Source organism: Roseibium sp. (assembly GCF_025698965.1).
In the GTDB taxonomy this organism is placed as follows: domain Bacteria; phylum Pseudomonadota; class Alphaproteobacteria; order Rhizobiales; family Stappiaceae; genus Roseibium.
On the sequence record NZ_JAILWL010000222.1, the window covers coordinates 1 to 10,513 of the forward strand.

General features: G+C 56.0%; 8 protein-coding genes and 1 pseudogene. 2 read left to right on the plus strand and 7 right to left on the minus strand.

Going from position 1 to position 10,513, the window contains the following annotated elements:
• The coding region (locus K5905_RS17920; RefSeq protein WP_297586304.1) for a phage portal protein at positions 1 to 518 on the plus strand (518 nt) is incomplete at its 5' end.
• A 210-nt stretch (positions 519 to 728) separates the two neighbouring features.
• Positions 729 to 1,733 (plus strand): tyrosine-type recombinase/integrase, encoded by a 1,005-nt coding sequence (locus K5905_RS17925; protein ID WP_297586305.1) that lies wholly within the window; start codon positions 729 to 731, stop codon positions 1,731 to 1,733.
• A gap of 159 nt (positions 1,734 to 1,892) precedes the next feature.
• Here K5905_RS17925 and K5905_RS17930 read toward each other — a convergent pair whose 3' ends face one another.
• From K5905_RS17930 to tolB, 7 genes and pseudogenes are all read right to left on the minus strand, one after another.
• Entirely contained in the window at positions 1,893 to 2,711 is an 819-nt protein-coding gene (locus tag K5905_RS17930; RefSeq protein WP_297586306.1) for an outer membrane protein, read from the minus strand.
• 224 nt (positions 2,712 to 2,935) lie between these two features.
• Positions 2,936 to 4,279, minus strand: a complete 1,344-nt coding sequence (gene glmM, locus K5905_RS17935) for a phosphoglucosamine mutase (protein ID WP_297586308.1) — start codon at positions 4,277 to 4,279, stop codon at positions 2,936 to 2,938.
• A 171-nt stretch (positions 4,280 to 4,450) separates the two neighbouring features.
• Positions 4,451 to 6,370 (minus strand): ATP-dependent zinc metalloprotease FtsH, encoded by a 1,920-nt coding sequence (gene ftsH, locus K5905_RS17940; protein ID WP_297586309.1) that lies wholly within the window; start codon positions 6,368 to 6,370, stop codon positions 4,451 to 4,453.
• Positions 6,371 to 6,538: 168 nt separating this feature from the next.
• Positions 6,539 to 7,927, minus strand: a complete 1,389-nt coding sequence (tilS, locus tag K5905_RS17945; protein WP_297586310.1) for a tRNA lysidine(34) synthetase TilS — start codon at positions 7,925 to 7,927, stop codon at positions 6,539 to 6,541.
• Positions 7,899 to 8,858 carry a tol-pal system protein YbgF gene (gene ybgF / locus K5905_RS17950; protein ID WP_297586311.1) on the minus strand — a complete coding sequence of 320 codons (960 nt, stop codon included), beginning with the start codon at positions 8,856 to 8,858 and terminating at the stop codon, positions 7,899 to 7,901. The genes tilS and ybgF overlap by 29 nt, the downstream gene beginning before the upstream one ends.
• 377 nt (positions 8,859 to 9,235) lie before the next feature.
• Positions 9,236 to 9,721 carry a peptidoglycan-associated lipoprotein Pal gene (gene pal, locus K5905_RS17955; protein WP_297586313.1) on the minus strand — a complete coding sequence of 162 codons (486 nt, stop codon included), beginning with the start codon at positions 9,719 to 9,721 and terminating at the stop codon, positions 9,236 to 9,238.
• Positions 9,722 to 9,871: 150 nt separating this feature from the next.
• A pseudogene (gene tolB, locus K5905_RS17960) lies at positions 9,872 to 10,513 on the minus strand (Tol-Pal system protein TolB); the annotation flags it as partial.

Consider the following 10,513-nt stretch of genomic DNA (forward strand, 5'->3'; position numbering starts at 1 on the left):
CCGAACAACGCCAAAGCGTCCTGAACAAACTCGAATCCAAGGTCAATTCGGATTTGTCGACGCGCGGCATTCTGGTTCTCGATGGTGGGACAGACTGGAAGTCGTTCTCCTTCTCTTCCAAGGATGCTGAGTTTTTGGATAGCCGGAAGCTTACCAACCTCGATATTTGCCGTATCTGGGGCGTTCCGCCGACCGTCGCAGGGATTACGGACAACGCTACCTATTCGAACAGCGATCAGGAGAGCCGAGCGCTTGTCGTGCGGTGCCTCGCGCCTATGGCGCGCCGCGTCGAGCAGGCCATGAACGCAACGCTGCTGACGGATACAGCTCGCAAGTCCCTGTTCATCGAACATGATCTTGCCGGGTTGCTGCGCGGCGATATGAAGGCCCGGTACGACGCCTACAGCGTCGGCCGGAATGGCGGCTGGTTGTCGGTCAATGAGATCCGCACTCTTGAGAACATGCCGCAGATCAACGGTGGCGACGAGTTCCTGTCTCCCCTCAATATGACCCAGTAGGGGGATAGGGACGCGGATGACGGGGGCGGTAAGGATGACATCTGAGTTGCTGCCCAAATACACTACGCCCGAAGAGTTTGCCGAACACTTCCGAGTTCCCGTCCGGACCGTTCGTGAGATCGCGCGCCGATTGGGGGCATGTTCGCAAATTGGCAATGCTATCATTTTGCGTGAAGACGATGTCCGTCGGATAATGGAGAAAACGCGCCCATGCCCCTCGAAATCTTCCGCCGTGGAAAGGTCTGGCACCATCGAGGTACCATTAACGGACGGCGGCTCCGAGGCTCTACTAAAACGACTGACCGAAAAACCGCGGAGCGCGTCAAAGCGGAAGTCGAGGCGCGGGCGTGGCAACGTCATTTCGATGGACCGGGGGCAGGACTAACCATGGCGCAGGTTTTTACTGCGTATCTCGACGCTGGGAAGTCGGATCGCTTCTTGTTGAAACTGGCAGCACATTGGAAGGATACTCCCGTAGAAGATATCCAGGCTGAAACCATCCGCCGTGCGGCCAAGAAACTCTATCCATCGGCCAATGAGCCGACATGGAATCGCCAGGTGATCAAGCCCACGCAGGCTGCAATCAACCACGCTGCTGACCTTGGTTGGTGCCCGCGAATTTCTGTCAAACGCTTCTCTGAAAATCCTGAAGTAAAATCCCCGGTCACAGCGAAATGGGTTCGCGCTTTTCATGCTCAGGCAATGAAAGATGATCTTCCCCACCTTGGTGCAATTTGCCTGTTTATGTTTGCGACAGCAGCGCGAGTCGGTGAGGCTTGCCGGGTGACCTGGGCAGATGTGGATTTGCATTCCGCAGAGGCAACAATTTACCTCTTCAAACCGAAACCCTGGAGCCGCGTAGCCCACCTGCCTACCGAAGTCGCCGCAGCGCTCGCGAACATTCCTTCGAACAGGAAACAAGATGAACTTGTCTTCGGGTACGCAGGACGCGGCAGCCTCCGCTGCGCCTGGAACAATGTTGCCCTGCGCGCGAATATTGAGCCGCTTACGCCACATTGCTGCCGTCACGGCTTCGCGACTGAAATGCTGCGCAAGGGCTTCGATGTAAAGACTGTAGCCGAGAGAGGAGGCTGGAGAGACGCGACAACGGTTCTTCGCACCTATGCCCACGCAATTGAAGACAAGACCGTCACAAACGCGCTTTTTGGCACACCAGTGACACAGCGCAAAACCAAAAAGCGTACAAAGAATTGATTTTAAAGGAGAAAATCATGCAGAACACCTACCCTCGTTGGGAGGGATGGCCCACCTATGGGGATAAGACCTTCTACGATGTTGGTCAATTCAATTCCGGAAAAAACAAAAAAGGCCGGTTCGGGGAACCGGCCTTTTCATTGACTTTCGAACCAGCGATCAGAAGTTGCTGGTGATCGGCCCTTGCGGCTCATAGTAGACTGGCGTGGCAGGAGCCCGCGTGCTGTTGAACGTATAGCGTGCACCGAGACGGAACTCGTGAGCCGTCAGGTCGTCCCATTCAACGCGGGTCTCACCCGTACCAGCGTCGTAAAGTTTAACTGTCTTGGCTGTGCCCAGATCCTTGTACCGGTAACCGGCATCGATCGCCCAATTGTCGGTTACGGCATAAGACGCACCGGCCATCAGAGCCCAGGCAAAATTCCATTCGCTATGCTCGCCGTCATAATCCTGTCGGCCTGTACCGCCTGGATTGATGGAATAGGTGCTGTCCGTGCGAACATAGGCGGCACCGATACCTGCACCGACATAAGGCGTGATGCGGTGCCATGTACCCAGATCGACGTAACCGTTCAACATAACGGTCCAGACATCGATATCGGTTCCCTCTTCGGAGAAGCCGCCGGTACAGGTTCCACAAACCGCGTAACCCTTGGCCGTAGCTGCCGTTTCATAGTCCAATGTGACATCAGTACGGAAGTAATCATTGAACTTGTAACCGACACCGACACCGATCATCCAGGCATCATCAAGCGATTCACGCTGAAACCGCAGATCCCCGATCACCGGATCGTTGAAGCTGCCGCTCGGATCGCTGTAAATCTTGTATCCAATGTCACCGCGCAGATACCATCCGCCGGCAGCGGGTACTTCCGGGATGTGCTCAATGACCGGAGTTGGCAAATCCGCAGCATAGCCTGCGGTGGAAAGCACAACAGCAAACCCGGTCAAAGACAAACGCTTAATGAAATTATCCATGTCTTCGTCCTCTTCCAGCTGAGCGCCCGTTTCAACCAATGGTCGGACACATCAAACTTGATGGGATATTGAATGGAATTCATTAATGGTGACTTAACTCTGTTCATTAACCGCGATTTTTTACCTTAAGGAAGGTTTAACGCGCGCAAGTAGTTTACCAAGTATTAAGAAAGGCCGCCCTTTTCCAGGGCGGCCAAGACTGTGTCGCAAGAAATCAGAAACTGTCAGGCAGCAGCCGAGGCAACAACACCGGCAATGTCGTTGACGACCTGCTTGACAAGGTCAGCGTCGTCGCCTTCTGCCATCACCCGGATGAGGGGTTCTGTACCTGACGCCCGGATAACGAGACGGCCGGAATTCCCGAGGCGGGCCTCACCATCCTCGATCGCGGATTTCACCAGGTCCTGTTCCAGCGGCTGGCCACCCTTGTAGCGCACGTTTTTCAGGATTTGCGGCACCGGCTCGAACCTTTGGCAAACTTCCGAAACCGGCTTGTCCTGATCCTTGATGCACGCCAGAACCTGCAGGGCGGCAATCAAACCATCGCCCGTGGTCGCAAAATCGGACAGTACAATGTGCCCGGATTGCTCGCCTCCGATATTGTAGCCATTGGCCCGCATGTGCTCGACCACATATCGGTCCCCGACTTTCGTCCGCGCCAGGTTCAGACCGATGTCGCGCAGATAACGTTCCAGGCCGAGATTGGACATCACGGTCGCGACAATCCCCTCTCCAGCAAGACGTTCGCTTGCCTGCCAGGACTGGGCAACCACCGCCATAAGCTGGTCGCCATCCACCACAGAGCCATTTTCATCGACGATGATGACGCGGTCCGCATCTCCGTCCAGAGCGATTCCGATATCGGCACGCACTTCATGAACCTTTTTGGACAAGGCACCGGTTGATGTCGATCCGCATTCATGATTGATGTTGAAGCCATCCGGCGTGACACCCATCGTGATCACGTCTGCGCCAAGTTCCCAAAGTGCCTCAGGCGCCACCTTATAGGCCGCTCCATTGGCGCAATCGATTACGACGCGGAGCCCCTCGAGGCTCATTTCCCGGGGCAGTGTCCGTTTGGCGAACTCGATATAACGCTGCTGGGCACCGTCGATCCGTTTCGCGCGGCCAAGGTCCCGCGTTCCTGACAGCCGGTAGGTCAGATCACTTTCGACAAGGCTTTCGATGCGCTGCTCGATCTCGTCACTCAGTTTGAAACCATCCGGACCGAAAAACTTGATGCCATTGTCCTGGAACGGGTTGTGGGACGCGGAAATCATCACACCCAGATCGGTTCGCAGCGAACGCGTCAGCATGGCCACCGCAGGTGTCGGCATCGGCCCGAGCAGAAAGACATCCATACCAACCGAGGTGAAACCGGCCACCAATGCCGTTTCCAGCATGTATCCGGAAAGACGAGTGTCCTTGCCGATCACCACCCGATGGCGATGACCGCCATTCTTGAATGCCAGGCCAGCAGCCATTCCGACCTTCAGCGCCATTTCTGCTGTCATCGGATAGGTGTTGGCCTGACCGCGAATGCCATCGGTCCCGAAAAATTTACGCATCTTCTAATGCCTGTCTAAATCTGGTCATGCGCATACATAGCGCAATTGGACCCAGCCGCTTTTCAAAATATGTGAGCAATTGTTACTATTCACTAACGAAAGGGCAGTTCTCAAAAAAATTGGTGCCCGGCTTATGCCGGACACCATCTTCTAACGTTCTTCCGGCAGATCTTAAGACTGCGGCTGCGGCTCCATGCCGTCGCTCGCTTCGTCACCACCACGCTTGGCGCCGGCTGTCGGAACTGCGGACGAACGACCGATCGGTTGATCGTCATCAGTGTCGCGGACCGGAGGTTTACCGCGCAGGAGATCCTTGATCTCGTCGCCGGAAAGGGTCTCGTATTCCAGAAGACCTTTGGCGATCGTGTGCAGCTCGTCCTCGTGATCGCCAAGAATTTTGTTGGCGGTCTCGTAGCCTTGATTGACAAAGGATTTGATCTCCGCATCGACAATCTTCTGCGTCTCGTCGGAGACATTCTGGTTCTTTGCAACGGAGTGACCCAGGAAAACTTCTTCCTGATTTTCTCCGTAAAGCAGCGGACCGAGCTTGTCGGACATCCCGAACTGGGTTGCCATCGCGCGGGCAAGCTTGGTTGCCATCTGGATGTCGCCGGACGCGCCCGAGGTCACTTTCTCGTAGCCGAAAATCATCTCTTCGGCGACACGGCCACCCATTGCCACTGCCAGATCGGCTTTGCATTTGGCACGGGTCAGCGACACTTGATCCTTTTCCGGAAGGCGCATCACCATGCCGAGTGCACGTCCGCGTGGAATAATGGTCGCCTTGTGGATCGGATCCGAAGCTTCCTGGTGAAGCGCGACCAGAGCATGACCGGCTTCATGATAGGCGGTCAGTTTCTTTTCTTCTTCGGTCATCACCAGGGTCCGGCGCTCGGCCCCCATCATGACCTTGTCTTTCGCGTCTTCGAACTCTGCCATGGTGACCAGTCGCTTGGACCGGCGTGCAGCCAGTAGAGCAGCCTCGTTGACAAGGTTCATCAGATCCGCACCGGAGAAGCCAGGTGTGCCGCGTGCCAGTGTCCTTACATCGACATCCGGCGCCAGCGGAACTTTGCGCATATGCACCTTGAGGATTTTCTCACGGCCCGTGATGTCCGGGTTCGGCACGACGATCTGACGATCGAAACGGCCCGGCCGCAGCAGCGCCGGATCAAGCACGTCCGGACGGTTGGTCGCAGCGATGATGATAATGCCTTCATTCGGCTCAAAACCATCCATCTCGACCAAAAGCTGGTTCAAGGTCTGCTCGCGTTCGTCATTCCCGCCGCCGAGGCCTGCGCCACGGTGACGACCCACTGCATCGATCTCATCGATGAAGATGATGCAGGGCGCGTTCTTCTTCGCCTGTTCGAACATGTCGCGGACACGCGAAGCACCTACACCGACGAACATCTCGACAAAGTCGGAACCGGAAATCGTAAAGAACGGCACATTCGCTTCACCGGCAACGGCACGTGCCGTGAGCGTTTTACCGGTTCCAGGAGGGCCAACCAGCAGCACACCGCGTGGAATGCGTCCACCGAGACGCTGGAACTTCTGAGGGTCCCGAAGAAACTCGACGATTTCCTGAAGGTCTTCCTTGGCTTCGTCAATGCCTGCAACATCTTCGAATGTCACACGGCCGTGCGCTTCGGTCAGAAGTTTCGCCTTCGACTTTCCGAAACCCATCGCCTTGCCGCCGGATCCTTGCATCTGGCGCATTACGAATATCCAGATCCCGAGGATGATCAGCATCGGCAACCAGGAGAACAGAGCACCAAGCAATGGAGAACTTTCCGCAGGTGGGTTGGCCTTGATCAGGATACCCTTGTTGCGCAGTTCGTCGACATACTGGGCACCGTCCGGTGCATAGGTCTGGAAAGCACCGCCACTGTTATAGATACCGGTGATCTTCTGTTGCTGGATCGTGACCGATCTGACCTCGCCATTGTCGACCTGTTTCATAAAGTCCGAATAGGCAATGTCGTTCGTTGCGCCATGCTGCGCAGGACTTTGAAACAGCTGGAACAATGCGATCAAAAGCAGTGCAATGATCACCCAAAGAGCAAAGTTACGAAAATGTGCGTTCATTTTGTTCCCTTAACCGCCCAACGCGACTACTCACGCGGTTACATTTCTTTAGAGCGAAGATAGGTCGCCCATAGCCCGCTGCCAAGACGGTGCGCCATAGTTGCGCATATTGCACTGACTATTTTCTTAAGGCCGGACCACTATCAGAAGATTGAGTTCAGGAAAACTCTAGATTTCCTGCTCCGCGTCCCTACCATCCAAATAGTTGCCGTCCAATTTAGCCCGGAACGGTAGTCGAGCCAAATTCAGCACTTCTTCCTTGTCATTTTCGCCAATACGAAGACCCAAACAACACGAAGGTGAAACGACGTTCCCGTTTTCAGTCCACAGGACCGGTGCGCAGGCGAATGCCTCTTTCGGCCAATCTTGCGGCCATTCTATGTCCTTCGCCCGAATTGGCGCCTCGCATAGCGGACCAAGCCTTAATCCGACAGCCTTGCTTTGCTCACGTTGATGCTTCGGAGCAAAATAGATGAAGCGATGATCCCAGATCCCCTCGCCTTCCAGATCCTGCAGGATTTCGGGTGGCATCCGCCCCGGCTCCCGCCAGAACCAGACTGTCTTTGCTTCCGCCTTGATGCGTGTTCCGGCAAGTGTGTGGCGCAAAATATCTTCAGACATCAGTGCATCATCAACAGATTGCAGTTTCTGAAGTCTGATCCGTGGACGCAGTCCGGTGACCCGTCCCAGGACCAGGGACAACAGTCGCAGCCGCAATTCTTCAGGCAAAGTGCGGTAATCCCGGCGTGCCATCCTGGCAGGCCCCGCCGGATGTTCCTCCAGATTATGAGCGGCAAAGCTGTGTATCGTCGTCTCAAGGGCCTCCCTGGCTCGCCGCAATTGACCGGCTGTATCGGCAACCCGCTCGGCAGTGAGACCTTCTTCTTCGAGCAGGCTCAAAATACGCCGCAACCGGCTTCGCTTGTATTTGGAATTCCGATTGGAAGGGTCGTTGCACCAGTTCATGCCTCTGTCACGCAAACTTGCTTCCAGGCGGTTCTTCGAAACTTCGAGAAACGGACGCACCAGCCGCAGCCCCTCCGGTCCATCGGCTTCATCGGCTGACATGGAACTCAATCCATAAAGCCCACTGCCACGGGTGAGCCTGTCGAGGAAAGTCTCCGCCTGATCGTCCCGGTGGTGGCCAAGAAGCAGGACCTCGGCACCGGTTTCTGACATTCTTTGCGAAATCAGCTGATAACGGGCCTTTCGGGCTGCATCCTGAACGTTGCTGGTTGGCTTGTTGCCGGTCCATTTCAGAATTTTGGCCGGAAGACCGGCTTTTGCCGCGTTTTCAACGACAAACTTCGCCTCATCGGCGCTCTCTGCCCTCAATCCGTGGTCAACAACGATCACCTCCGCATTGCCGGGCCACGCGACACGGCGCTTCCATTCGCTGAAAAGCACCATCAGGCATAGGGAATCCGCACCGCCGGAGACTGCGAGAGCGACTCTTGAAAAAGGGATTAATCTGGAAAAATGTCTGTCGACGTCATCAGCCGGGAGCCCCGCGGGCTCGACCGGCAAATCAGGAGCATTGCGCACGGCGGCGTTCATCCCGTGCCTGGGTCAGAACTGCAGGAGCTGCGTTTGGATACTTGGTCAGGAGCTCTGAAAAGGTCGCACAGGCCGCATCGCGTTCACCAAGACCACGCAGGGAAACTCCGAGTTTCAGCAGACTGTCCGGGCTCTTGGAATTGTTGGGGTGATCGGTGTAGGTTTTCAGGAACGCATCTGCCGCTTCACGAAAGTTCTGTTGCGCCAGCAGACTTTCACCCAGCCAGTATTGGGCGTTGGGTGCCAGGGCATCATCCGGATAGGTCTCAAGAAACGTTCTGAAACCCCGTTCCGCGCCGGCATAGTCGCCATTGACGGCCAAAGAATAAGCCTGGTCATAATCGGTCCGAGGATCCCCGCTGCCGATGACATTTGCGATCTGGTCATCATCCGTCGCCAGACCCGGTCCAGGTGTCACCTCACCAGCACCGGGAACCGTGTCCAGTCCCTTCGCCAGTTCCGAGAGGTCGATCGGGCCATCCGAAGGCAATCCGGTGCCGGCTTCATATCCGCCGCTCTGATCCCAGGACCCGTCACCGGACCCGTCGGCCGGCAGCGTTGCAAATCCCCCGCCTGGCGCAACCAGGGTCCCGGTTTGCGGCGTGCCGTCCGCAGTCAGGCCCGGCGCGGTGCTTCCGGGGGCCGCATTGGGAGAAATATCGGATCGTTTTTGCGGGTTTCCACCTTCCAACTGCTGGAAACGATATTCATTGTCTTCCTGCATGCGCCGCATCTGATCCTGCAGCTCGCGCATCTGATAAGACAATTGCTCGATCTGTCCGGTCAGGATCCGGATCCGTTCTTCCAGCTGACCGATCCTCACGGATGAATCGTCTTTTTTCCGTCCGAACAACTGGGCTTCGGACGGTGTGGCAGTGGCGATGAAAACCAGCGCCATGAGGAAACCTGCCAGTCCCTTGATATTTCGCATTCGGTCCTCCGGTTCAGGGGCTAGGAGCAAATAGCACAAGTCGCTGCTTACACCTCTACTCGCCAGACCCTAGAGCAACTTCCGATCCGATTGAATCGCAAACTTCCTTCAATCAGATAAGGGCGAAGGTGCTCTGTCACATTGTATACTCGGGTGTATCGCTTAAATCAGACAGCAGGACATCCTTTGTCCCAAGCGATTTACCCGATGCAAGACGTCTTAGCATGGCCGTCTCGGCTCTCAAATGCACAGAGCGCCCGGACTTCGGCCAAAGTTTGACGATTTCCCTCACTGGCCCTGTACCGCGGGTAATTTGGGCGCTGAAAACGGCAAAGGCCGGGCAACCCGCCCGGCCTCGCAATCAATGCTTGAACAAATCAGTTGGTCGCGTTGTTCAGTACGGTCACCGCCCGGCGGTTCTGCGACCAGCAACTGTTGTCATTACAAACAGCGACCGGACGTTCCTTGCCGTAGGATATCGTCTTGATGCGCGAAGCACTCACTCCTTGAGCGACAAGATAGTCGCGAGCTGCCTGCGCCCGGCGCGCGCCCAACGCAATATTGTACTGCCGTGTGCCGCGCTCGTCCGCATGGCCTTCGACCGTGATCGTGTATTGAGAGAACTTGTTGAGCCATTTCGCCTGATTGCTCAGGGTGGATTGTCCCTGTGAATTCAGTGTCGACTGGTCTTCTTCAAAAAACACCCGATCCCCGACATTGACTACAAAGTCCTGGCCGGTGCCCGGTGTCACGTTGCTTGAAAGCCCATCAGTTTTGTTCTGGGCACATGCCGCCGCTAACAGAACTGCGAAACAGACTGCAATCCAGCGAGCGCTTCGTGCGGCAATTTCTCGTTTGAACATTCCTGTCTCCTAATCCCCAGCCCGCTAACCCGACATCCCGATTGTCCGGTTTTAGGTAAACGCTTTGTAGCCAAACCTGGTTAAGGCCATCTTTGCAAAACTGGTTAGCAAAAACTTAACACGCGTCGGCGCGGCAAGCTGTTTTGGTTGTCAATTGATAAGCGGCGACCAGGAAGGATCCGACGCGAAGGCCGGCGTGTCCACCCGCTGCTCGTTATAACCGGTCAAATCCACCGTCCAAACCTGCGGACCGCCGTTGGCACCGGGGGAATCACGGAAAAACACCAGAACGCGGCCATTCGGCGACCAGGCAGGTCCCTCATTATGATATCCCTCGGTCAGGATGCGCTCGCCTTTGCCATCCGGACGCATGACACCGATCATGAAGCGTCCCTGATGCTGCTTGGTGAAGGCGATCAAATCCCCGCGAGGTGACCAGACAGGTGTCGAATACCGTCCCGGCCCAAAGGAGATACGTCTCGCTTCACCACCGTTGGCGTTCATTACATAGAGCTGCTGCGTGCCACCTCGGTCCGATTCGAATACGATCTGACTGCCATCCGGTGAAAATGACGGGCTGGTATCGATGGCTGCCGTGTTGGTCAGACGCGTTGTTCGGCGCGACCTCAAATCCATCTTGAAGATGTTGGCATTGCCGCCCTGCTGCAGGCTCATGACTACGCTCTGGCCATCTGGCGAGAAACGTGGCGCAAATGTCATTCCGGGGAAATTGCCAACAATTTCACGCTGACCGGTCTCGATATTGAGCAGGTATACGCTCGGATCGGCGCC